Origin of the sequence: Lapillicoccus sp., assembly GCF_039935575.1 — a bacterium.
Classification (GTDB): Bacteria; Actinomycetota; Actinomycetes; order Actinomycetales; family Dermatophilaceae; genus Lapillicoccus.
In genome coordinates, this window is record NZ_JBDTKA010000104.1 from 1 (window position 1) to 22077 (window position 22077).

The 22077-nt window shown below is 68.6% G+C and carries 20 protein-coding genes; 10 read left to right on the forward strand and 10 right to left on the reverse strand.

The features are described 5' to 3' along the window. Positions 1-180: 180 nt before the first annotated feature. The 3 genes from ABI385_RS12625 to ABI385_RS12635 are packed head-to-tail and all read left to right on the forward strand — an operon-like array spanning position 181 to position 3721. The gene (locus ABI385_RS12625) at positions 181-1020 is read left to right on the forward strand and encodes a hypothetical protein (protein ID WP_348104100.1); all 840 of its coding nucleotides are present in this window, start codon (positions 181-183) and stop codon (positions 1018-1020) included. Then, positions 1020-2969 (forward strand): fumarate reductase/succinate dehydrogenase flavoprotein subunit, encoded by a 1950-nt coding sequence (locus ABI385_RS12630; protein WP_348104101.1) that lies wholly within the window; start codon positions 1020-1022, stop codon positions 2967-2969. The genes ABI385_RS12625 and ABI385_RS12630 overlap by 1 nt, the downstream gene beginning before the upstream one ends. Continuing rightward, the gene (locus tag ABI385_RS12635; protein WP_348104102.1) at positions 2966-3721 is read left to right on the forward strand and encodes a succinate dehydrogenase/fumarate reductase iron-sulfur subunit; all 756 of its coding nucleotides are present in this window, start codon (positions 2966-2968) and stop codon (positions 3719-3721) included. Before ABI385_RS12630 ends, ABI385_RS12635 begins: the two co-directional genes overlap by 4 nt. Before the next feature lie 41 nt (positions 3722-3762). Here the strand turns inward: ABI385_RS12635 and ABI385_RS12640 are convergent, their stop codons facing one another. From ABI385_RS12640 to ABI385_RS12665, 6 genes are all read right to left on the reverse strand, one after another. Beyond that, the gene (locus ABI385_RS12640) at positions 3763-4416 is read right to left on the reverse strand and encodes a response regulator transcription factor (RefSeq protein ID WP_348104103.1); all 654 of its coding nucleotides are present in this window, start codon (positions 4414-4416) and stop codon (positions 3763-3765) included. A 70-nt stretch (positions 4417-4486) separates the two neighbouring features. After that, positions 4487-6136 carry a GAF domain-containing protein gene (locus ABI385_RS12645; RefSeq protein ID WP_348104104.1) on the reverse strand — a complete coding sequence of 550 codons (1650 nt, stop codon included), beginning with the start codon at positions 6134-6136 and terminating at the stop codon, positions 4487-4489. An 84-nt stretch (positions 6137-6220) separates the two neighbouring features. Beyond that, positions 6221-6796 carry a DoxX family protein gene (locus ABI385_RS12650; protein WP_348104105.1) on the reverse strand — a complete coding sequence of 192 codons (576 nt, stop codon included), beginning with the start codon at positions 6794-6796 and terminating at the stop codon, positions 6221-6223. A gap of 100 nt (positions 6797-6896) precedes the next feature. Then, positions 6897-7640: a succinate dehydrogenase/fumarate reductase iron-sulfur subunit gene (locus ABI385_RS12655; protein ID WP_348104106.1), complete on the reverse strand. Its 744-nt coding sequence runs from the start codon at positions 7638-7640 to the stop codon at positions 6897-6899. Continuing rightward, a complete protein-coding gene (locus ABI385_RS12660; protein ID WP_348104107.1) occupies positions 7637-9661 on the reverse strand; it encodes a fumarate reductase/succinate dehydrogenase flavoprotein subunit in 2025 nt (674 codons plus the stop codon). Before ABI385_RS12660 ends, ABI385_RS12655 begins: the two co-directional genes overlap by 4 nt. 9 nt (positions 9662-9670) lie before the next feature. Next, positions 9671-10369 (reverse strand): succinate dehydrogenase cytochrome b subunit, encoded by a 699-nt coding sequence (locus ABI385_RS12665; RefSeq protein WP_407068273.1) that lies wholly within the window; start codon positions 10367-10369, stop codon positions 9671-9673. A gap of 245 nt (positions 10370-10614) precedes the next feature. On the opposite strand from ABI385_RS12665, the gene ABI385_RS12670 reads away from it, so the two are divergent. Beyond that, positions 10615-11724, forward strand: a complete 1110-nt coding sequence (locus tag ABI385_RS12670; RefSeq protein ID WP_348104109.1) for a mannose-1-phosphate guanylyltransferase — start codon at positions 10615-10617, stop codon at positions 11722-11724. A 41-nt stretch (positions 11725-11765) separates the two neighbouring features. Here the strand turns inward: ABI385_RS12670 and ABI385_RS12675 are convergent, their stop codons facing one another. After that, a complete protein-coding gene (locus tag ABI385_RS12675; protein WP_348104110.1) occupies positions 11766-13361 on the reverse strand; it encodes a polyketide antibiotic transporter in 1596 nt (531 codons plus the stop codon). Then, complete coding sequence (locus ABI385_RS12680; protein WP_348104111.1) at positions 13358-14278, reverse strand: ABC transporter ATP-binding protein; 921 nt, start codon at positions 14276-14278, stop codon at positions 13358-13360. The genes ABI385_RS12675 and ABI385_RS12680 overlap by 4 nt, the downstream gene beginning before the upstream one ends. A 53-nt stretch (positions 14279-14331) precedes the next feature. Between ABI385_RS12680 and ABI385_RS12685 the strand changes: the two genes are divergently transcribed. The 3 genes from ABI385_RS12685 to ABI385_RS12695 all read left to right on the forward strand — a co-directional run bounded on the left by ABI385_RS12685 (position 14332) and on the right by ABI385_RS12695 (position 16971). Next, positions 14332-14805 carry a MarR family transcriptional regulator gene (locus ABI385_RS12685; protein WP_348104112.1) on the forward strand — a complete coding sequence of 158 codons (474 nt, stop codon included), beginning with the start codon at positions 14332-14334 and terminating at the stop codon, positions 14803-14805. A 96-nt stretch (positions 14806-14901) separates the two neighbouring features. Beyond that, complete coding sequence (locus ABI385_RS12690; RefSeq protein ID WP_348104113.1) at positions 14902-15189, forward strand: DUF559 domain-containing protein; 288 nt, start codon at positions 14902-14904, stop codon at positions 15187-15189. Between the two features lie 186 nt (positions 15190-15375). Then, on the forward strand, positions 15376-16971 hold the full coding sequence (locus ABI385_RS12695) for an acyl-CoA mutase large subunit family protein (protein WP_348104114.1): 1596 nt from the start codon (positions 15376-15378) through the stop codon (positions 16969-16971). A gap of 38 nt (positions 16972-17009) precedes the next feature. Here the strand turns inward: ABI385_RS12695 and ABI385_RS12700 are convergent, their stop codons facing one another. After that, the gene (locus tag ABI385_RS12700; protein WP_348104115.1) at positions 17010-17909 is read right to left on the reverse strand and encodes a sugar kinase; all 900 of its coding nucleotides are present in this window, start codon (positions 17907-17909) and stop codon (positions 17010-17012) included. Beyond that, entirely contained in the window at positions 17906-18847 is a 942-nt protein-coding gene (locus ABI385_RS12705; RefSeq protein WP_348104116.1) for a pseudouridine-5'-phosphate glycosidase, read from the reverse strand. The genes ABI385_RS12700 and ABI385_RS12705 overlap by 4 nt, the downstream gene beginning before the upstream one ends. Before the next feature lie 57 nt (positions 18848-18904). Between ABI385_RS12705 and ABI385_RS12710 the strand changes: the two genes are divergently transcribed. From ABI385_RS12710 to ABI385_RS12720, 3 genes are all read left to right on the forward strand, one after another. After that, a complete protein-coding gene (locus tag ABI385_RS12710) occupies positions 18905-20131 on the forward strand; it encodes an amidohydrolase (RefSeq protein WP_348104117.1) in 1227 nt (408 codons plus the stop codon). Positions 20132-20241: 110 nt separating this feature from the next. Next, positions 20242-21294, forward strand: coding sequence for a BMP family ABC transporter substrate-binding protein (locus ABI385_RS12715; protein WP_348104118.1), 1053 nt, complete (start codon positions 20242-20244; stop codon positions 21292-21294). A 91-nt stretch (positions 21295-21385) separates the two neighbouring features. Next, positions 21386-22077, forward strand: a 692-nt coding sequence (locus ABI385_RS12720) for an ATP-binding cassette domain-containing protein (protein WP_348104119.1), incomplete at its 3' end; no start/stop codon positions are given.

Below are 22077 nucleotides of genomic sequence, written 5' to 3' on the forward strand. Positions count from 1 at the left end.
CGTGGCGAGCAAGGCTAGCGACACGGCCAGCCCGGTTGGCATGATCGCGAGGACGCGACGCCGGGGGCTCGAGGAGGCATAGACCGTCGACATGACCGGGGAAGCGTACGTCACCACTGCTCGCGAACCCGGGCGTTACACTCCCGAACGGCGGTAGGAAATGAGCGCAAGGAGTCGACGATGACCCAGACCCAGCTCGGAGGTGGCCCGGGAGACCCCGGGGCGTCGGGAGTGCACTCCCGCGGCCGGGCCGCGATCGGCGCGCGCACCCTGCGCACCGACCGCTGGTGGGTCCAACCGTTGGTCACCTTCACCTTGCTGGTGCTCTGGCTCCTGTATGCGTTGGTGCGGACCGCGTCCCAGCGCAACTACTTCGTCGAGGAGTACCACTACCTCTCGCCGTTCTCCTCGCCCTGCCTGTCGGCGTCGTGCAACCCGGCGGCCCGCGACTTCGGCACCTGGTTCGGGGAGTTCCCGCCGTTCGTCCCCTTCGGGCTGCTGGTCCTGCCGTTCCTGCTCGGGTTCCGGCTGACCTGCTACTACTACCGCAAGGCCTACTACCGGGCGTTCTGGCTCTCCCCACCGGCCTGCGGGGTGGCCGAGCCCCACAACCGCTACACGGGCGAGACCCGGTTCCCGCTGATCCTGCAGAACGCGCACCGCTACTTCTTCTACGCTGCCATCGTCGTGTCCCTGATCAACACCTACGACGTCGTGCGGGCGTTCCATGGCAGCGGGGGAGGCTTCGGCATCGGCCTCGGTACGATCATCATGCTCGTCAACGTCGTCATGCTGTGGACCTACACCGTCTCGTGCCACTCGTGCCGGCACCTGATCGGCGGCCGGCTGAAGCACTTCTCCGCCCACCCGATCCGCTACCGGCTGTGGACCCGGGTGACCGCGCTCAACGGCCGGCACATGGAGCTGGCCTGGACCACCTTGGGGACGCTCATGGTCACCGACGCCTACATCGCGCTCGTCGCGTCCGGCGCGATCAGCGACCTGCGGCTGGTGAACTGATGGCGGCCGAGATCGAGCATCACGAGTACGACGTGGTCATCATCGGGGCGGGTGGCGCCGGGCTGCGTGCGGCCATCGCCGCCCGCGAGGCCGGTATGCGGACCGCCGTGATCTGCAAGTCCCTGTTCGGGAAGGCGCACACCGTCATGGCCGAAGGCGGCATCGCCGCCAGCATGGGCAACGTCAACAGCAACGACAGCTGGCAGGTCCACTTCCGCGACACGATGCGGGGGGGTAAGTTCCTCAACTCCTGGCGGATGGCCGAGCTGCACGCCAAGGAGGCACCGGACCGGGTCTGGGAGCTGGAGACCTACGGTGCGCTGTTCGACCGGACGCCGGAGGGGAAGATCAGCCAGCGCAACTTCGGCGGCCACGAGTATCCCCGCCTCGCGCACGTGGGCGACCGGACAGGGCTTGAGCTGATCCGTACGATGCAGCAGAAGATCGTCTCGCTGCAGCAGGACGACGAGCTCGATCACGGCGATGCAGAGGCGCGGCTCAAGGTGTTCGCGGAGTGCACGGTCACGGAGCTGCTGCGTGACCCCTCGGGTGCGATCGCGGGGGCGTTCGGCTACTGGCGCGAGACGGGCCGTTTCGTGCGCTTCTCCGCCCCGGCGATCGTGCTGGCGACCGGCGGGATCGGCAAGTCGTTCAAGGTGACCTCGAACTCCTGGGAGTACACCGGCGACGGTCACGCGCTGGCGCTGCGGGCCGGGTCGACGCTGATCAACATGGAGTTCGTGCAGTTCCACCCCACCGGGATGGTCTGGCCACCCTCGGTCAAGGGCATCCTCGTGACCGAGTCGGTGCGCGGAGACGGCGGGGTGCTGAAGAACTCCGAGGGCAAGCGCTTCATGTTCGACTACGTCCCCGAGGTGTTCCGCGGGCAGTACGCCGAGACCGAGGACGAGGGTGACCGGTGGTATACCGACCCCGACCACAACAAGCGCCCCCCTGAGCTGCTGCCGCGTGACGAGGTGGCGCGCGCGATCAACTCCGAGGTCAAGGCGGGGCGCGGTTCGCCTCACGGTGGCGTGTTCCTCGACATCGCCTCGCGGCGCTCGCCCGAGGAGATCATGAAGCGGCTGCCGTCGATGCATCACCAGTTCAAGGAGCTGGCCGACGTCGACATCACGACCGAGCCCATGGAGGTCGGGCCCACCTGTCATTACGTGATGGGTGGGGTCGAGGTCGACCCGGACACCGGTGCGGCAGCACGGGTTCCGGGTCTGTTTGCCGCCGGCGAAGTGTCCGGCGGAATGCACGGCTCCAACCGGCTCGGTGGCAACTCGCTCTCCGACCTGCTCGTGTTCGGCAACCGCGCCGGGAACGGCGCGGCCGCATACGTGTCCGGTCTCGCCGACGCGAGGCCCACTGTCCCGCAGGAAGTTGTCGACGCAGCCGCCCGGGAGGCGGTGGCGCCGTTCGAGCTCGAGGGCGGCGAGAACCCCTACACTCTCCACCAGGAGCTGCAGCAGACGATGAACGACCTGGTCGGGATCATCCGCCGCGAGGGCGAGATGGAGCAGGCGCTCAAGGCGATCGACGACCTCAAGGCCCGGGCACAGCACTTGAGCGTCGAGGGCCATCGGCAGTTCAACCCTGGATGGCACCTGGCTCTCGACCTGCGCAACATGCTTTTGGTCAGTGAGTGTGTTGCGCGAGCGGCGTTGCTGCGGCGGGAAAGTCGCGGTGGGCACACCCGCGACGACTTCCCGGCGATGGACCGGATGTGGCGCCAGAAGCTGTTGGTCTGCAGCGTCGCCGACAGTTCCGACGACAGCTCTGACGACAGCTCCGGCAGTTCCGAGGGCGAGGACGTCGAGGTCGTCGAGCAGCCCCAGACGCCGATTCGGTCCGACCTGCTGGCGCTTTTCGAGCGCGACGAGCTCACGAAGTACCTGACCGAGCAGGAGCTGGCCGGGGTGTCGGAGGGGAACGAGTCATGAGCTACGACGCGAGTTTTCGGGTCTGGCGAGGAGACGCCGACGGCGGCGACCTCGTGGACTACACCGTCGAGGTGAACGAGGGCGAGGTCGTCCTCGACATCATCCACCGGCTGCAGGCCACCCAGGCCGGCGACCTCGCGGTGCGCTGGAACTGCAAGGCCGGCAAGTGTGGCTCGTGCAGTGCCGAGGTCAACGGTCGGCCTCGGCTGATGTGCATGACCCGGATGTCTACCTTCACCGAGGACGAGACCGTGACCATCACACCGCTGCGGGCGTTCCCAGTGACCAAGGACCTGGTGACCGACGTGTCGTACAACTACCGAAAGGCGCGGCAGATACCGGCGTTCGCGCCCCCGAAGGGGGTGGCCGCGGGTGACTATCGGATGCAGCAGGTCGACGTGGAGCGGTCGCAGGAGTTCCGCAAGTGCATCGAGTGCTTCCTGTGCCAGGACACCTGCCACGTCACACGGGACCACGAGGAGAACAAGGAGGCCTTCGCGGGGCCACGCTTCTTCATCCGTGCCGCCGAGCTCGACATGCACCCGCTCGACGCCCGGACCGACCGGGCCGGCTTTGCCCGCGACCAGCAGGGGATCGGGATGTGCAACATCACCAAGTGCTGCACCGAGGTCTGCCCGGAGCACATCCACATCACCGACAACGCGATCATCCCGATGAAGGAACGCGTCGTCGACCGGAAGTACGATCCGATCACCTGGCTGGGCCGCACCATCTCGCGCCGCAAGCCCTGACCCCTACCGGAGTCGTTGCACCGGACCGAACCGCGACCGGCTCAGCGGCTGGTCTGCCCGACCGTGCCCTCTCGGGTGGCGGCAAAGACGGCGGCCTGGGTTCGCCGTTCCATGCCGAGCTTCCCGAGGACCGAGGTCACGTAGTTCTTGACCGTCTTCTCTGCCAGTGACAAGGACACCCCGATCTGGCGGTTCGTCTGACCGGCGGCGATGTGGTCGAGGATGCGGCGCTCCTGTGCGGTCAACCGTTGCAGACGTGGATCGGTGTCGCGGTGCCGCCGCCAGCGTTCCAGTAGCAGACGCGTCTGCGCGGTGTCGAGCAGATTCTCGCCCTGGGCCACCCGTCGGATGGCTTCGACGAGACCGTTGCCCTTGATGTCCTTGAGCAGAAAGCCGGATGCGCCGGCCAGGACCGCCGTGGTCAAGGCGTGCTCCTCGTCGAAGGACGTCAGGATGAGCCCTTTGATACCGGGGTCGACGGACCTGATCTCACGGCACGCGTCGATGCCAGAACCGTCGGGGAGTCTGGCGTCGAAGATCGCGACGTCCGGCCGGAGCGCGGGGACGCGACGCACGGCTTCGGCCGCGAGCCCAGCCTCCCCGACCACGTGGATGTCGCCGGTTGTCTCGAGCAGCTCCTTCAGACCACGGCGGACGACCTCGTGGTCGTCCAGCAGAAACACCGTGATCGTCATGAGGCCATCATCGCCCGCGTTGGCTCAGACTGGACAGGACCAAGGTCCCCGAGCGTCGACAGGCCCGGCCTCATGTGACGACCACCGGCACCCGCCACCGCAGGAGGGTCCCGGTGGGCACGTTCTGGGTGATCCCGAAGCTTCCCCGGGCGGTCGTTGCACGGTCATGGAGGTTGACCAGCCCACTGCGCGGCTGATGAGTGTCCATCCCGACGCCGTCGTCAGCAATGTCAATACTCAGGTGGTCGTCGACGACGACTTCCACCTGCGCCCGGCTCGCGTGCGCGTGACGCGAGATGTTCGACAGCCCCTCGCTGACGACGGCGAGCACATCGGACCGCGTCGACGGGCCCAGCTCGGACAGATCGCCACGCAGCACGAGGTCCGGTTCGAACCCCAGACCCGAGGAGAACGTTGCCACGATGTCTGCAAGCTCCTCGGCTGCCGTGACGTCCCGCCGGGGGGCGTGCAGCTCGAAGATCGCCTGACGGATCTCCTTGATCGCGGTGTCCAGGTCGTCGACGGCCTCGTCCAGGCGAACCCTGACCGTCGGGTGCTGAGCGATACGGGACGCCGACTGCAGGGACAGCCCAGTCGCGAAGAGGCGCTGGATGACACGGTCGTGCATATCCCTGGCGATCCGGTCTCGGTCGTCGACGAGAGCCATCCTCGAACGGCCTCGTTGGGCACGGCTCGCCAGCAGCGCAAGCCCGACCTGTTGCGCGTACTCGGTCAGGGCGGGTAGTGCGTGGGTCGGCTCCAGGTCGGCCTCGGCGTCCCAGGCCACGACCAGCACGCCCAGATCCCCGCGGCCAGGTGAGAGGGGGAACACCGCCATGGGGCTTCCTGGAGCGACCCCGGCGACCCGGACGACATCGACCTCGATCCCCGCCGCGGCAGAACCCGACGATGGCGCGACCTCCAGCGCCGGGGTTCGAACTCGTCGAGTACGTGCCCAACGCAGCCCGTCGAGGTGCGCGTGCTGCCCAGGCGGGACCATCTCGTGGACCAGCTCCTCGCCGTCGACGCGACAGATGGCCCGGACGCCCAGGTCGTCCGCCTCGTCCTGCAGCGCGAGGACCGCGTGCGACCCGAGGCTGAGCCGGCAGGCGTGCTCGGTCATGAGCCGGATCGCCGCCTGCTCGTCCTCACGTTCCAGCAGGCTCTGAGCGACCTCACCCACCGCCTCGATCCAGGCGCGTTGCCGCCGACCGTCGTCGTAGAGCCGAGCGTTGTCGATGGCCACGCCTGCCGCCGCAGCCAGCGCCACCAGAATCTCCTCGTCCTCGGCAGTGAACTCGTCGGCGCCCTGCTTCTCGGCCAGGTAGAGGTTCCCGTAAACCTTGTCCCGGATCCGGATCGGTGTGCCGAGGAAGCTACGCATGGGTGGATGGTTCGGGGGGAAACCGAACGAGTCGGGGTGGGCCGCGATGTCCTTGAGTCGTCGGGGTCGAGGGTCCCTGATGAGCAGCCCCAACACCCCATGTCCGCGGGGGAGCTCGCCGATCTCCTCGCGTTCGGCGGCACTGATGCCGCGGGTGATGAACTCGACGAGATGCTCACCACCGGGGCTCAGCACACCCAGGGCGCCGTAGCTGGCGCCGACCAGGGACACCGCCGAGCCGACGATCCGAGACAGCACGTCGGTGAGGTCGAGGTCGGCGCTGACCGCCACCACCGCCTCGAGCAGGTCACTCATCCGCTCGTGGGAGGCTGTCACCCTCGTGATGGTAGGCGGTCGCGACTATGGCATGGATCCCGGTGGCAGGGATCCCGGTCAGTCAAGCCTGCGGCGGTATAACGGTCAGACGAGCACCGGGTGCTTACGGACGACACCCAGAGTGGACCACCAGTGGCCGAGCCCAAGCCTCGACCCGGTCGCGAAGAAGCCGAGCACGACCGCGAGCAAGGCATACACGATGTGGTAGTCCACGAACGGGTTCTGCGATCCGCTGGCCGTGCCGTCGGCGGCAAACTGGGCCATCGGCCACTCCGCGGCCCACATCCCGAGGAGCAGCACGACACTGCTGACGGCGGCGATGCGCAGGCCCGCGCCGAGGATCATTGCGACACCGATCCCCAGCAACGAGATCATGAAGATCCAGTCGACGATGCCGACCCCCGCGATCGAGTGGAAGAAGCTCTGCAACGGCCCGACGTTGACGTGGGAGAGGAAGCCCTTCGACGGCGAACCCCCGTTGAGCACGGACTTCGCGCTCCCCGTCCCGTAGCCCAGACCGAACATCTTGTCCAGGAACGCCCAGAGGAAGACGAATCCGAGCCCGATGCGGGCCACCGCGAGCGCGACCTGACCGGCCCCCGAGGCGCGGTGGGCCGTTGCTGGCGTGGGGGATGAGGTGGTGATAGAGGTAGTGGCCATGGGAGGCGACCTGCTTTCCTGCGGCATGCGGATGGGGACGAGACCACTCTCGTGGCCGCGCGCAACGGCAGACAGGGTCTTAGGTCCCGACCTCGACAGGTCAGCGGTGGTGGCGCAACGCCGTCCGCAGGTCCTTGTTGAGCGTTGAGATGACGTCCATCTGGATCTCCTTGGGGCAGGCAGCCGCGCACTCACCGATATTGGTGCACCCACCGAAGCCTTCCGCGTCGTGCTGGCCGACCATCGAGACCACGCGCGCGTCCCGCTCGGGCTGACCTTGAGGGAGCATGCCGAGGTGAGTGACCTTGGCGCCCATGAACAGCATTCCGGACGCGTTCGGGCAGGCCGCGACGCACGCCCCGCACCCGATGCAGGCCGCTGCGCCGAACGCCGCGTCCGCGTTCTCCTTGGGGACGAGCACCGCCTGCGCGTCCGGGGCAGCACCGGTGTTGACGCTGACGAACCCGCCCGCCTGGATGATCCGGTCGAAAGCGGACCGGTCGACGATGAGGTCCTTCAGGACGGGGAACGCCGTCGCCCGCCACGGTTCGATGGTGATCGTCTCGCCGTCGCTGAACGAGCGCATGTGCAGCTGGCAGGTCGTCGTCACCTGTGGGCCGTGCGCGTTGCCGTTGATCATCAGCCCGCACATGCCGCAGATACCCTCGCGACAGTCACTGTCGAACGCGACCGGGTCGTCGCCGGCGTGGATGAGCTGCTCGTTGAGGACGTCGAGCATCTCCAGGAACGACATGTCCGGTGAGATGTCGTCCACCGCGTAGGTGACCATCTGACCGTCGGTCTGTGCGTCGGGCTGCCGCCAGACCTTGAGCGTGAGATTCACTTGTAGCTCCGTTGCTTCATCTCGACGTACTCGTAGACGAGGCTCTCCTTGTGCAGCACCGGCGTCAGCCGGGCCTCACCACTCGGGTCCGCGCCGAACTCCCAGGCCGCGACGTAGGCATACTCGTCGTCCTGGCGTAGTGCCTCCCCGTCCTCGGTCTGGCTCTCGGTGCGGAAGTGGCCGCCGCACGACTCGCGCCGGTGCAGCGCGTCGATGCACATCAGCTCGCCGAGCTCGAGGAAGTCGGCGACGCGGCCGGCCTTCTCGAGGCTCTGGTTCAGTTCCTCGCCGGACCCGAGGACGCGGACGTTGCGCCAGAACTCGTCCCTGAGCGAGCGGATCAGGTCAATTCCTTTGGACAGGCCTTCCTCGGAGCGCTCCATCCCGCAGAACTCCCACATGATGTTGCCGAGCTCGCGGTGGAAGGAGTCGACGGTGCGTTCTCCGCCCACGGCCAACAGCTTTGCGACGCGCTCCTGAACCTCGGTGCGCGCAGCGCGTACCTCGGGGGCGTCGGGCGGTACGACCGGATAGGGGCCGCTGGCCAGGTACTCGCGGATCGTGTTGGGCAGGACGAAGTAACCGTGGGCGAGGCCCTGCATGAGCGCGGACGCGCCGAGCCGGTTCGCGCCGTGGTCGCTGAAGTTCGCCTCACCGGCGACGAAGAGCCCCTGGATGTTGGACTGCAGGTCGTAGTCGACCCAGAGGCCGCCCATCGCGTAATGCACCGCGGGGTAGATCCGCATGGGAACCTCATAGGGGTTCTCACCGGTGATCTGCTGGTACATGTCCAGGAGGTTGCCGTACTTCTCCGCGACCGCGTCCTGGCTCATCCGCTTGAGGGCGTCGGTGAAGTCGAGGTAGACCCCGCGCCGGAAGTCGCCCACCTTGGGCCCGACACCGCGGCCCTCGTCGCAGACGTTCTTGGCCTGCCGCGAGGCGATGTCGCGGGGGACCAGGTTGCCGAACGACGGGTAGATGCGCTCCAGGTAGTAGTCGCGGTCCTCCTCGGCGATGTCGCGCGGGTCCTTCTCGCAGTCCTCACGGTCCTTCGGCACCCAGATACGGCCGTCGTTGCGCAGCGACTCGCTCATCAGCGTGAGCTTGGACTGGTGCTCACCGGCGACGGGTATGCAGGTGGGGTGGATCTGCGTGTAGCACGGGTTCGCGAAGTACGCGCCCTTGCGGTGCGCCCGCCAGGTCGCGGTGACATTGCAGCCCATCGCGTTCGTGGACAGGAAGAAGACGTTGCCGTAGCCACCGCTCGCGAGTACGACCGCGTCGGCGAGGTGGGTCTCGATGTCGCCGGTGACCATGTCGCGCACGATGACGCCGCGGGCCCGACCGTCGACGATGACGAGCTCGAGCATCTCGTGGCGGGTGTGCATCTTCAGGCCGCCTTCGGCGATCTGCCGCTCGAGGGCCTGGTATGCGCCGATGAGCAGCTGCTGCCCAGTCTGGCCGCGCGCGTAGAAGGTCCGCGAGACCTGGACGCCGCCGAACGACCGGTTGTCGAGCAGCCCGCCGTACTCGCGAGCGAACGGGACGCCCTGGGCGACGCACTGGTCGATGATGTTGGCGCTGACCTCGGCCAGTCGGAAGACGTTGGACTCCCGGGAGCGGAAGTCGCCACCCTTGACGGTGTCGTAGAAGAGCCGGTAGACCGAGTCACCGTCGGCCTTGTAGTTCTTTGCGGCGTTGATCCCGCCCTGCGCCGCGATGGAGTGCGCTCGTCGCGGCGAGTCCTGGTAGCAGAACGAGGTCACCTGGTAGCCGGCCTCGGCGAGCGTCGCGCCCGCGGCGGCCCCGGCCAGACCGGTGCCGACGATAATGACGCTGAGCTTGCGCCGGTTCGCCGGGTTGACCAGCTTGGCCTCGAACTTGCGCTTGTTCCAGCGCTCGTCGATCGGCCCGGTGGGTGCCTTGCCGTCAGCGATCGGTTCGCCGGTCCGGTAGAGACCGGTCGCAGTACCGATGTCGGGGGTGATATCGGGAGTGGTGTCGTTCTGGGTCACGGTCATCGATGGCTCCTAGGTGATAAGGCCGACGAGGATGGACAGCGGGACGATGGCGAACCCCACCGAGACCACCAGTGCGACGGTGATCGCGGTCGTGTTGGCGGTCCGGCGGGCGCGGGCCGAACTGGTCCAGCCGAGGGTCTGGCTGGCGCTCCACACCCCATGCCGCAGGTGCATGCCGAGGGCGGCCAGGGCCAGCAGGTAGATGACCACCACCCACCAGACGTGGAAGGCAGCGACGAGCCGGTCGTACGGGCTGGAGAAGTTGCCGTCCACCCGGATCGTGTTCGTCGTGAACTGCAGGAGGTGGACAATGATGAACAGCAGCAGCGCGACGCCACCCCAACGCATGAACCGGGCCGAGATAGTCGCCGCCACAGCCTTTCTCACCTGGTATTGCGTCGACCGCGCGCTGTGCGAACGGCTCCACAGGTAGAACGCAGAGTAGACGTGGAGCACAAGCGCGCCGACGAGCAGCAGACGCAGCACCCAGAGGAACCCAGAATAAGGCAGGATCGGCTCACCGAGCGTGCGGAGGTGCTCGGAGTAGTCGTCGTAGGCGCCCTTGCCGCCAAAGGCCTTGAGGTTGCCGTACATGTGCGCGAGCACGTAGAGCACGAAGAGTGCACCGGAAACCGCCATCACCATCTTCATCGCGATGGTGGTCCGGCGAGCCGTCACGGTCGGCAATGTCGAGGTGGCCACAAACATCAACGATACGTCTGTGTGAGAGCGGCCCACGAGCCGAGGGGGGCCCCTCGGACTGTGCATTGCGTCTCGTTACTCACCAGTAGCCGGGGGCAGGACCAGGGCCGGACGATCTCCGGCACCAGCCGCCGCTTCCGGTCACGGATCCTGCGATCTGCGTGAAACTTCCCGCCCCCTCGGGGGGCCACCTATTCACACTTCGGGTTCGCTGCGCCGGGAATGTTGGTCTACGCCTAAGGTGATCGGCCATGACGGACCATGAGCCCATCCAGCCCATCGACGGGTTCTGGTCCGTTATCCCCGCCGGAGGCGCGGGTACCCGTCTGTGGCCGTTGTCCCGGCGGGCGTCCCCGAAGTTCCTGCACGATCTCACCGGTTCGGGTCGCACCCTGTTGCAGGGCACCTGGGACCGGCTCGCCCCGATCAGCGAGGGCGGCGTCCTCGTGGTCACGGGAGCACTGCACGCCGACGCCGTCCGTGAGCAGCTGCCGGAGGTCGACCCCCAGGATGTCGTCGCCGAGCCCAGCCCGCGCGACTCGATGCCGGCCATCGGCCTGGCGGCGGCGATCATCGAGCGCCGTGACCCTGACGCGGTCATCGGTTCGTTCGCCGCCGACCACGTCATCGACCAGGTAGACGAGTTCCACGCGGCCGTCCGGGAGGCGGCAGCCGTGGCGCGCACCGGGCGGATCGTCACGTTGGGCATCACGCCGAGCGAGCCGTCGACGGCGTTCGGCTACATCCACGAGGGTGCCGCGCTCCGTGTCGCCGACGCGCCTCGGGCGCGAGCGGTTCGGGAGTTCGTAGAGAAGCCCAACGCGACGACGGCGGCGCAGTACATCGCCTCGGGCGGCTACTGGTGGAACGCGGGCATGTTCGTGGCGAAGGCGAGCGCCCTGCTTGACGCTCTGGCGGCCTACCACCCCGAGCTCGCGGCCACGCTGCGCGCGATCGCCGCCGACCCGAGCCGGCTGGAGGAGGACTGGGACGGGTTGACCGGCATCGCGATCGACCACGCCGTCGCTGAACCGGCGGCGCGCGACGGGTTGGTCGCCGTCATCCCGGCGTCGTTCACGTGGGACGATGTGGGCGACTTCGCTTCTCTCGGTGCACTACTCGAACGCGGCGGGGGCAGGTCGGCACTTACTGTCCTCGGCGACGCAGCCGATGTGATCGGGGTTGACTCCACCGGGATCGTCGCCGCCCGAGGAGGCCGCGTCGTCGCGGTGGTGGGCCTCGAGGATGTCGTGGTCGTGGACACACCGGACGCCCTGCTCGTCGTCTCGAGGGCCAGAGCCCAGGAAGTCAAGGCGGTCGTCGACCGCCTCAAGGCGGGCGGCCGGACCGAGCTCACCTGAGCGCTCACCTGAGCTCACTCGAGCTCTGACCGGCCGCTCCGTCAGCCGATGTCGCGACGGCGGAAGGCGACTCCAGCGGCCGTCACCAGCGCGCCCGCGAGGGCGAGGAGAACGACGAGTGGCAGGGCCACCACCGCCGTCCCCGGGACCACGGCGGCGTGGACGAACGGCGAGAGGTCGATGGCGACCTGAGGCAGGTCGACGAGCGAGCCGAACTCCCCGACGAACACGAACAACGCGAGCAGGCCCCAGGCGGCATACACGACCCTGGGAGCGGACCCGAAGATCGCCAGGGCGAGCCCGACGCACACCCACACCGGCGGGATCGTCGCCAGTGCGCTGGGCAGGACGTGGCCGAGCGCAGCGGCGAAACCGTCTGAGCCAGAGGCGGTTCCGAGCGCGAGGCTGGCGCCGAGAAGCAGCATCAGCAGGGCGCTGCCGAGCAGCGCCACCAGCGCGTGGCTGGCGAGCACGACTCGGCGTGTGGCACCCGTGGCGAGGACCTGCTCGGTGTGCAGGTCGGCCTCCTCCGAACGCAGCCGCAAGGCTGCGGAGATCCCGTATGCCGCCGCGCCGATCGCGAGGAACTGCACCTCCGTCGAGACAAAGATGTCGGTGATCGACCCTGCAGTGCCACCGAGCTTGCGGAGCAAGTCCTGCATCTGGGCGCTCGACGCGATCGCGCCGACACTGCCCGCGACGCCGCCGAGGACGACTCCGAGCACGGCGTAGGCCACCGCCCACCCGAGCAACGTCGCGCGTTGCAGCCGCCATGCGAGCGCCCATGGCGAGCGTAGGGAGGCGGGCGCGCGCCGGGGCCCGGGACGGGCAGCGAGCAGGCCGGAGCCGATGTCGCGGCGAGCCTGCAGCGCGTAGGCGCCGACCACGAGAAGACCGGAGACCGCGAGCGGGAGCAGTGCGACGACGAGGCGGTTCTCGCCGAAGACCTCGATCTTCTCGGCCCACCCGAGCGGCGAGAGCCAGGTGAGAGCCGAGGCGGCCCCGGTAGCAGTGTCGCCGACCGCGCGCAGCAGGTAGGCCACCGCGAGCGCACCTAACGCCCAAGCGCCGCAGCCGCGAGTAGTGGCGGTCAGCTGAGCCGCGACCGCGGTGACCCCGGTGAAGACGAGCCCCGCGCTCGCCCAGGCGGCGCCGAAAGCGACCGACCCGGTCGGGCCCAGGCCGGCGCCGACGAGGCTGGCGGCCGCGAGGGCGCTGGTGACCAGGACGGTTCCCGCCGACACGATGACTGCCGCGGTGAGTGGGGCGCGCCGGCCGACTACTCCGGCACCGACGAGCTCGGTGCGCCCGGCCTCCTCTTCCGTTCGTGTATGTCGGCGGACGACCACGACGGCGAGAATAGCCAGCGCGACGGCCCCGAGCAGCAGCGTTTTGAAGACGGCGAACGAGTCGGGGTTGTCGGGGTTGGCGACGGGGCCGTACATCGCGAGAATGGCCGGACTGGCCAGCAGGGCTCGGGTGGCGTCGATCGTGGCCTGACCTTGGAAGAGGTCGAGGCTGGACTTTGCCGAGCCGCCGGCGAGGGCCACGAGGCCCACGATGGACAGCGGGATGACGAGCCGGTCCCGGCGCAGCGCGAGGCGCACCAGGGTGGCCGTGCCGGCATACCCGCTCATGCCTGGGCTTCTGCCTCGACGCGTACCGGCGCGGTGCGGTACTCCTTCATGAAGAGCTGCTCGAGGCTCGGCGGCTGGCAGGTCAAGCTCTGTATGCCGTGGGCACCCAGACGTGCCAACGCGTCTCCGACGAGGGGGGTGTCGACCGTGAAGGCGACGTGCGTCCCGTCGGCCACGAGGTCCTCGACACCGGGGAGGCCCACCAGCAGCGCGGGCGGCGGGGCCTCGGCCAGGACGGCATCGACGCTGGACCGGGTGAGGTGTCGCATGTCGGCGAGCGCACCAGACTCGACGGTGCGACCGTCGCGGATGATGCTGACATGGTCGGCGAGCGCCTCGACCTCGCTGAGGATATGGCTCGACAGCAGCACGGTGCGTCCCTCGCGGCGGAGGTCCTCGACGGCGCCGCGGAAGACCGTCTCCATCAGCGGGTCGAGCCCCGACGTCGGCTCGTCGAGCAGGAGGAGCTCGACGTCGGAGGCGAGGGCCGCGACGAGAGCCACCTTCTGCCGGTTCCCCTTGGAGTAGGTGCGGCCTTTCTTGGTCGGATCCAGCTCGAACCGTTCGACCAACGCGTCGCGCCGCTTCTGGTCGACGCCGCCGCGCAGGCGGCCGAGCAGGTCGATGACCTCTCCGCCGGACAGGTTCGGCCAGAGGGTGACGTCACCCGGGACGTAGGCGAGCCGGCGGTGCAGCGCCTCGACATCGCGCCAGGGGTCGCCGCCGAGCAGCGTCGCCTCCCCGGAGTCGGCGCGGACCAGCCCGAGCAGGATGCGGATCGTCGTCGACTTGCCCGCGCCGTTGGGGCCGAGGAACCCGTGCACCTGACCGATGCCGACCTCGAGGTCGAGGCCGTCGAGGGCAACCGAGTGTCCGAACGACTTGCGTAGGCCGCGCACCTGGATGGCAGTGTCCATGTGCGCCACGGTACATCGTATTCAGAAAATACTGAATACACTAAAGTGTGGGTATGCCGGCCAGCGAAGAGGTGCGCGTGTTCGTCGAACGGTTCGGCTCCGCCCTCACCGAGGCCGGTATGCCGCGTCTGCCGGCCCGCGTCTTCGCAGCGTTGTTGGCCGACGACGACGGTCGGATGACCTCTGCCGAGATCGCCGAGAACCTCGACGTGAGCCCTGCGTCGGTCTCGGGCGCGGTCAAGTACCTCGCGCAGACGCACATGCTGCACCGCGAACGACAGGCCGGAACGCGTCGCGACGTCTACGCCGTGCGCGACGAGACCTGGCACGACGCAATGGTCCGCAGCCGCAGCACCTATGTCCCCATCCTCGACGCCTTGGTGTCCGGCGTGAGTGCGGTCGGCGGTCAGGGGACCCCCGCGGGGACCCGGTTGGCCCTGTCGGCCGAGTTCCTGCAGTACGTGAGCGACGAGATGGTCAAGATCGGGGAGCGCTGGGACGAACGGATGCGAGCCCGTTCGACCTGAGCCTTGGCCGGTTCCACTGTATCCTCACGTCTTTGTGCCCAAACGAAGGACGTACAGCTGGCAGCGCTTGCCCTGCCGCCCCGCTCGCGTGACCGGGTGCTGGCGTACGCGCGGGCCGCGGACCCCAGGGCGGCGAACCCGTTCGAGTCCGTGCTCCGGGCGATCACCTTCGCCGTACCAGGCCTACACGTTCAACCCCAGGTGAGCATCAGCGACGACGGCTTCTTTGCGCGCGTCGACCTAGCCGACGAGGAGCTGAGGATCGTCGTTGAGGCGGAGGGTCTCGAGTTCCACGGTTCACGCAAGGCCTTCGAACGTGACTGCCGGCGCTACGACGAGCTGGTCATCCGGGGCTGGCTCGTGCTGCGCTTCACGTGGGTGTAGGTCATGTTCGAGCCTGGCCTGGTCGCAGCGACCCTTCGCGCCGCCGTGGCTCAACGGCGTCGCCGGACCCGTCGGGCTGGCCCCACCCCCTCAAGCGTGGCTCGGACTGCTTGAAAACGGACAACGGCCCGTCGCTCCGGTATGTGGGTGGGCGAGGCGAGGGCCAGGGCGTCGCTAGCATGAGGCATGGCTGACGGCGGCGACGGCGCGCGTTCCGAGTCCGACCTGCCGATCCGCGAGCGCTACGACGCGCAGGACCTGGCCGGCTTCGACCCGGCCGTCCAGCTGGGCGAGCCCGGCGAGTACCCCTACACCCGGGGTGTGTACGCGTCGATGTACACCGGACGTCCCTGGACGATGCGCCAGTACGCGGGGTTCGGGACGGCCAAGGAGAGCAACGAGAGGTACCACCAGCTCGTGGCGGCGGGAACCGGTGGGCTGAGCGTCGCGTTCGACCTGCCGACGCAGATGGGGTACGACAGCGACGAGCCCATCGCGCACGGCGAGGTCGGCAAGGTCGGGGTTGCCATCGACTCGATCGACGACATGCGGGTGCTGTTCGACGGGCTGCCGCTCGACGAGGTGTCGACCTCGATGACGATCAACGCGCCCGGATCGGTGCTGCTGCTGCTCTACCAGCTCGTCGCCGAGGAGCGCGGCATCTCCGGTGACAAGCTCACGGGCACGATCCAGAACGACGTGCTCAAGGAGTACATCGCCCGAGGCACCTACATCTATCCCCCGCGCGAGTCGCTTCGCCTCGTTTCGGACGCCTTCGCCTACTGCCGCAAAGAGATTCCCAAGTGGAACACGATCTCGATCTCCGGATACCACATGGCCGAGGCCGGTGCCACGCCGGTGCAGGAGATCGCCTTCACGCTCTCGAACGCCAAGGAGTACGTGCGGGCGGCGCAGGCCGCCGGTCTCGCGGTCGACGACTTTGCGCCGCGGCTGTCGTTCTTCTTCGTCGCCCGCACGACGCTGCTCGAGGAGGTTGCGAAGTTCCGCGCGGCACGCCGGATCTGGGCGCGCGTCATGCGTGAGGAATTCGGGGCGACTAACCCCAAGTCGTTGATGCTCCGTTTCCACACCCAGACCGCTGGCGTCCAGCTCACCGCCCAGCAACCCGAGGTCAACCTCGTGCGCGTGGCCCTGCAGGGCCTCGGCGCTGTGCTCGGCGGAACTCAGTCGCTGCACACCAACTCCTACGACGAGGCCATTGCTCTCCCGACGCAGAAGGCCGCGCGCCTCGCGCTGCGCACCCAGCAGGTGATTGCCTACGAGACGGACGTCACCAAAACCGTTGACCCGTTTGCCGGTTCGTATGCCATCGAGGCCATGACCGACGAGATCGAAGCTGCGGCACTCGAGCTGATCCAGACCGTCGAGGACAAGGGCGGCGCCGTTGCCGCGATCGAGGAGGGCTTCCAGAAGTCGGAGATCGAGCGCAGCGCCTACCGCATCGCCCTCGAGATCGACCACAAGGAGCGCACCATCGTCGGCGTCAACCGGTTCACGGTGGACGTCGAGGACCCCTACGAGCCGATGCGCGTCGATCCGCAGATCGAGCGCGAGCAGGTCGCCCGTCTCGCCGCACTGCGCGCCGACCGGGACAGCGACGCGGTGGCCGCGGCGCTGGTGGCCATCCAGGACGCCGCCAGGGGGACCGCAAACCTGCTGTACCCCATGAAGGAAGCGCTGCGCCTGCGAGCTACCGGGGGCGAGGTGGCCCACGCACTGCGTGAGGTATGGGGCACCTACGTCCCCCGCGACGCCTTCTAGCCTTCGACGTCCGTCTCGGAACGACCGACCCGCGACGCTCAGCCGTCGCGCAGGGGTCGACTGCCCACCTGGGAAGCGGCCAGGGCTCCGGCCCCCACGCCCACCCGTAACGCGTACTGCCGGCTCGCACCAGCGCACCACGCGGCGAGCAGTCCGGCGTTGAACGCGTCTCCACAGCCGGTGGTATCGACGACCTCGACCCGTTCGGCGCGCACCGACCAGTCCTCGTCCCGCGTCACCCAGCCGGCCCCGTCGGCGCCCCGGGTGACGACGACCTCGGTCGCGCTAGCGAGCGCGGCCTCGATGCCACCGAGGGCGTCCAGCTCCGCTGCGTTCGGTAACAACAGGTCGGTGCCGCGCACCCATTCGAGGAACGTCGAACCACCAGCTTTGACAACGAGGTTCGACGCCTGAGGATCCACCGAGGTCGACCAGCCTCGTCGCCGCGCCTCGGCGAGCGCATACCGGCCTGCAGCCCGCGAGCTCTCGGACAACAGCACGAACCCGCTGAGGTGCAGATGTGGCACGCCTAAAACGCCAGGCGGGACCGCCGCCAGCGCTGCGTCGAGGTCGATGTCGCCGGGCACCAGTGCACCACTCGCGCCTCGGTCGGAAAGCATGCTGCGTTCGCCCCCCGGTTCGACGACGGAGACCACTGTGCAGGTAGGCCGCGTCGGGTCGACGGCGAGCACACCCGACACCCCGGAACGCTCGAGGTCATCGCGCACGAGCCGGCCCGCAGGGTCGTCACCCACCCGAGCCACCAGCACGACCGGGACGGCGTATGCCGCGAGCCAGCTCGCGCTGTTGCCCCCTGCTCCGCCGACCGTCTGGTCGATCAGCGAGGGGGTGTCGCCCCCACGTGACGGGACCGCCCCAGCGCGTACCACGACGTCGACCCCCAGGTCGCCGACGACGACGACCGGTCGCTGGCTCACGACTGGCGCAAACCGGCCAGCGCCACGGCGACCTCCCCGGCCAGCCCGGCGTTGCCGATCACCAGCTCGACGTTGGCTCTCAGGCTCTCGCCACCCGAACGCGCGTGGAACAGCTCGAGCAGGCGCGGGGTCACGTCCTTGCCCCGTACTCCCTCGCGCTCCAGCATCGCCAGTCCCTCGGCCACGAGCCGGTCGTGCAACACCGGATCCACCTGACGTTCGGCGGGTAGCGGGTTGGCGAGGACGACGCCGGCCGAGTCGGTCGCGAGGACCCGACGTGCATGGGCCACCGCAGCCGCCTCGTGCGCCGTCTCGACACGCCACGGCGCCGGATGGCCGGAGTCGGCGAGGTAGAACCCGGGAAACCGGTCGGTGCGGTACCCGAGGACCGGCACCGACAGCGTCTCGAGGACCTCCAACGTGGCCGCTACGTCGAGGATCGACTTGACCCCGGCGCACACGACGACGACCGGGGTCCGCCCGATCGCCGCGAGGTCGGCGCTGACGTCGAACGTCTCGGCGGCTCCGCGGTGCACGCCACCGAGGCCACCGGTGGCGAACACCTCGATACCTGCCCGGTGCGACAACGCCGCCGTCGACGCCACCGTGGTCGCGCCGCTGCGCCCTTGGGCGACAGCGACTCCCACGTCGCGGATGCTCAGCTTGGCCAGGTCCCCGTCGGCACACACCCGGTCCAGCTCGGCCGGCGTGAGCCCGACGTGGACCACGCCGTCGAGGACGGCGATGGTCGCCGGCGTCGCACTCGCCGCGCGGACGGCGTCCTCGACCTCGTCGGCGATGCGGCGGTTGTCGGGCCGCGGGAGCCCCTGGGCCAGGATCGTGCTCTCCAGGGCGACTACGCCTGTCCCGGCAGCGAGCGCCTGGGCCACCACTGGAAGTACGACGAAGAGGTCGGGGGTCGCGAGCGGGCCGGTCACGGTCGGCGAGCGTACCTACCACCGGTGGGCCCGCCGCCCTCCGGATAGCCTTCGGGTGTGGACCGCGTCGAGCAACCAGGCCTCGACCTGATCGCGTTCCGCCGGGACCTACACGCACACCCTGAGCTCTCGCACCGCGAGGAGCGCACCACCGAGGTTGTCCTCCACCAGCTCGAACGAGCCGGCGTCCGGGCGCGCAGGCTGCCGGGAACCGGCCTCGTAGCCGACCTCGGCGCCGAGCAACCGGCATACCGGGTGGCCTTGCGCGCCGACATCGACGCCCTCCCGGTGCCGGAGGTGACGGGACTGCCGTGGGCCTCCACCGTCCACGGCGTGTGTCACGCATGCGGTCACGATGTCCACACGACTGTCGTGCTCGGCGCGGGGCTTGCTCTCGCTCACCACGAGCCGGCCCTGGTCGAGATGGGCGTCGGCGTCCGGTTGATCTTCCAGCCGGCCGAGGAGGTCATCCCAGGCGGTGCCCACGAGGTGATGGAGGCCGGCGGGCTGGACGGGGTGGACCGCATCCTCACCGTGCATTGCGACCCCACCATCGACGTCGGCGAGGTCGGGCTCAAGGTCGGTCCCGTCACGGCCGCCTCCGACGCCGTCGAGGTCACCCTCAACGGTCGAGGCGGGCACACCTCGCGCCCCCACCTGACCCAGGACCTCACCTATGCGCTCGCCAAGGTCGTCACGGACGTCCCGGCCGCGCTGTCGAGGCGGATCGACCCACGGGCCGGGGTGGCCCTCGTCTGGGGCAGCGTCCACGCCGGCGGCGCACAGAACGTCATCCCCGCCACCGGGACCGTCTCCGGCACCCTGCGCATGCTCGACGTCCAGGCCTGGAACACGGCAGGTGCGCTGCTCGAGCAGATCATCCACGCCGTTGTCCTGCCCTACGGCGTGACCGCGACCGTGCGGCACGTCCAGGGCGTGCCGCCCGTCCTCAACGACGCCGCCGCGATCGACGCCCTGCGGGCCGGTGTCCTGGGCGGCGGGGCCGTCGAGACCACCACCTTGCAGTCGCTCGGCGGGGAGGACTTCGGCTGGTACCTCACCCAGGTGAGCGGCGCGCTTGCGAGACTGGGTACCCGGACCCCGGGTGGCCCGACGTTCGACCTGCATATGGGCGACGTCATCATCGACGAACGGGCCGTCGGCATCGGCGTCCGGGTGCTGACCCAGGCGACGCTGTGGAGCGCCCGCGAAGCCAGAAGCGGCCAGGACACCCCCGAACCCCGACCTCGGCGCGACAGCGTCGGGATCGTTGCACCTCGGTAACGGTTCCCGCCGCCGATGGCGAACCCGGCTCCAAGGCCTTTCGGCGACGATAGAGTCTCGCCGTCCGGCGCCCCGACCGGGCGCCTCATCAGCAGACAAAGGAGAGCGCCTTGCGTTCAACGATCAGTGTGGTTGCGGGCGCCGCGGTTCTCGCACTCGGACTCTCGGCCTGTGGATCGTCGTCCACGCCGAGCACCGGTGGCGGTGGCGGCACCTCGAGCGCCGCGGGCGGGCTCAAGGTCGGCATGGCCTACGACGTGGGTGGCCGCGGGGACCAGTCCTTCAACGACGCGGCAGCGGCCGGCCTGGACAAGGCCGTCAAGGAGCTCGGGGTCACCTCCAAGGAGGCCGCGGCCACCAACGGTGAGGCCGAGTCGGCTCGCGCCGAACGGCTTCAGCAGCTGATCGACGCGGGCTACACCAACGTCGTCGCCGTCGGGTTCGCCTACGCGAAGTCCGTCGGCGATATCGCCAAGAAGAACCCCAACGTCAAGTTCGCCATCGTCGACGACGCCTCGAGCGACTCGGCCGGTCCCAACGTCGACCAGATCACCTTCGCCGAGGAGCAGGGTTCCTTCCTCGTCGGTGCAGCGGCCGCGCTGAAGTCCAAGGCGAACCACGTCGGCTTCATCGGTGGCGTCGACACCGACCTCATCAAGAAGTTCCAGGCGGGGTACCAGGCCGGTGCCAAGGCGGTCAACCCCACCATCGTCATCGACGTCAAGTACCTCACCGAGCCACCGGACTTCTCCGGGTTCTCCTCGGTCGACAAGGGCAAGGCAGCCGCCGAGGGCATGTACCAGGGCGGTGCGGACATCGTGTATGCGGCGGCCGGCGGCTCCGGCGGCGGCGTCTTCACCGCGGCGAAGGCCGCGGGCAAGCAGGCCATCGGTGTCGACTCCGACCAGGCGCTCACCGCCGCAGCGGACGTGCGCGACGTGATCCTGACCTCGATGATCAAGAAGGTCGATGTCGGCGTGTTCGACTTCATCAAGTCGGTCAAGGACGGCAACTTCAAGGCCGGCAACAAGGTCTTCGACCTCAAGGCCGGCGGCGTCGACTACTCGACGACCGGCGGCAAGATCGACGACATCAAGGCCAAGCTCGACGACTACAAGCAGCAGATCATTGCCGGGACGATCACCGTCCCGACCAAGCCCTGACCTCTCGCGCTCATAGCTGACCTGACAGCCAGCATGACGAGGGGGCCCGGCGGCACGATTGCGTGCCGACCGGGCCCCTTCGTGTCATAGGTTGGCCCACACCGAGGCTGGGAACCCACGCGAGGAGGACGTCATCACCGACTCCACGGTCATCGACCGCCCGTCTGCCGCGTCAGGAGGCGCCCCGCCGGCGGTCGAGCTCCACGGCATCACCAAACGCTTCCCTGGTGTCGTGGCCAACAAAGACATCGAGCTGTCGGTCACCCGGGGCACGATCCACGCGATCGTCGGTGAGAACGGGGCCGGCAAGTCGACGCTGATGAAGATCCTCTACGGCGTCCAGCAACCCGACGAGGGCACCATCGCCGTCAACGGGCAGACAGTCACGCTGCGCAGTCCTATCGACGCCATCAACGCCGGGATCGGCATGGTGTTCCAGCACTTCATGCTCGCCGACAACTTCACGGTGCTCGAGAACGTCGTCCTCGGCGCCGAGAAGCTGCATGGCATCGGCGACGAGGCCCGCCGGACGATCGAGGACATCTCGAAGTCCTACAGCCTCGGCGTCGACCCCGACGTGCTCGTGGCCGACCTCGGTGTCGGGCAGCGGCAACGGGTGGAGATCCTCAAGGTGTTGTTTCGCGGCGCGCAGATCCTCATCCTCGACGAGCCCACCGCCGTTCTCGTGCCCCAAGAGGTATCGGAGCTCTTCGACAACCTGCGCGAGCTCACCACCGAGGGTCTCACGGTCATCTTTATCTCGCACAAGCTCGACGAGGTGCT

Excerpts from the sequence above, each read along its gene's own strand:
- ABI385_RS12635 (WP_348104102.1), top strand. The coding sequence starts at position 2,966 with ATGAGCTACGACGCGAGTTTTCGGGTCTGGCGAGGAGACGCCGACGGC.
- ABI385_RS12695 (WP_348104114.1), top strand. The coding sequence starts at position 15,376 with ATGGCTGACGGCGGCGACGGCGCGCGTTCCGAGTCCGACCTGCCGATC.
- ABI385_RS12660 (WP_348104107.1), bottom strand. The coding sequence starts at position 9,661 with ATGACCGTGACCCAGAACGACACCACTCCCGATATCACCCCCGACATC.
- ABI385_RS12670 (WP_348104109.1), top strand. The coding sequence starts at position 10,615 with ATGACGGACCATGAGCCCATCCAGCCCATCGACGGGTTCTGGTCCGTT.
- ABI385_RS12625 (WP_348104100.1), top strand. The coding sequence starts at position 181 with ATGACCCAGACCCAGCTCGGAGGTGGCCCGGGAGACCCCGGGGCGTCG.
- ABI385_RS12665 (WP_407068273.1), bottom strand. The coding sequence starts at position 10,369 with ATGTTTGTGGCCACCTCGACATTGCCGACCGTGACGGCTCGCCGGACC.
- ABI385_RS12650 (WP_348104105.1), bottom strand. The coding sequence starts at position 6,796 with ATGGCCACTACCTCTATCACCACCTCATCCCCCACGCCAGCAACGGCC.
- ABI385_RS12675 (WP_348104110.1), bottom strand. The coding sequence starts at position 13,361 with ATGAGCGGGTATGCCGGCACGGCCACCCTGGTGCGCCTCGCGCTGCGC.
- ABI385_RS12640 (WP_348104103.1), bottom strand. The coding sequence starts at position 4,416 with ATGACGATCACGGTGTTTCTGCTGGACGACCACGAGGTCGTCCGCCGT.
- ABI385_RS12685 (WP_348104112.1), top strand. The coding sequence starts at position 14,332 with ATGCCGGCCAGCGAAGAGGTGCGCGTGTTCGTCGAACGGTTCGGCTCC.
- ABI385_RS12680 (WP_348104111.1), bottom strand. The coding sequence starts at position 14,278 with ATGGACACTGCCATCCAGGTGCGCGGCCTACGCAAGTCGTTCGGACAC.
- ABI385_RS12630 (WP_348104101.1), top strand. The coding sequence starts at position 1,020 with ATGGCGGCCGAGATCGAGCATCACGAGTACGACGTGGTCATCATCGGG.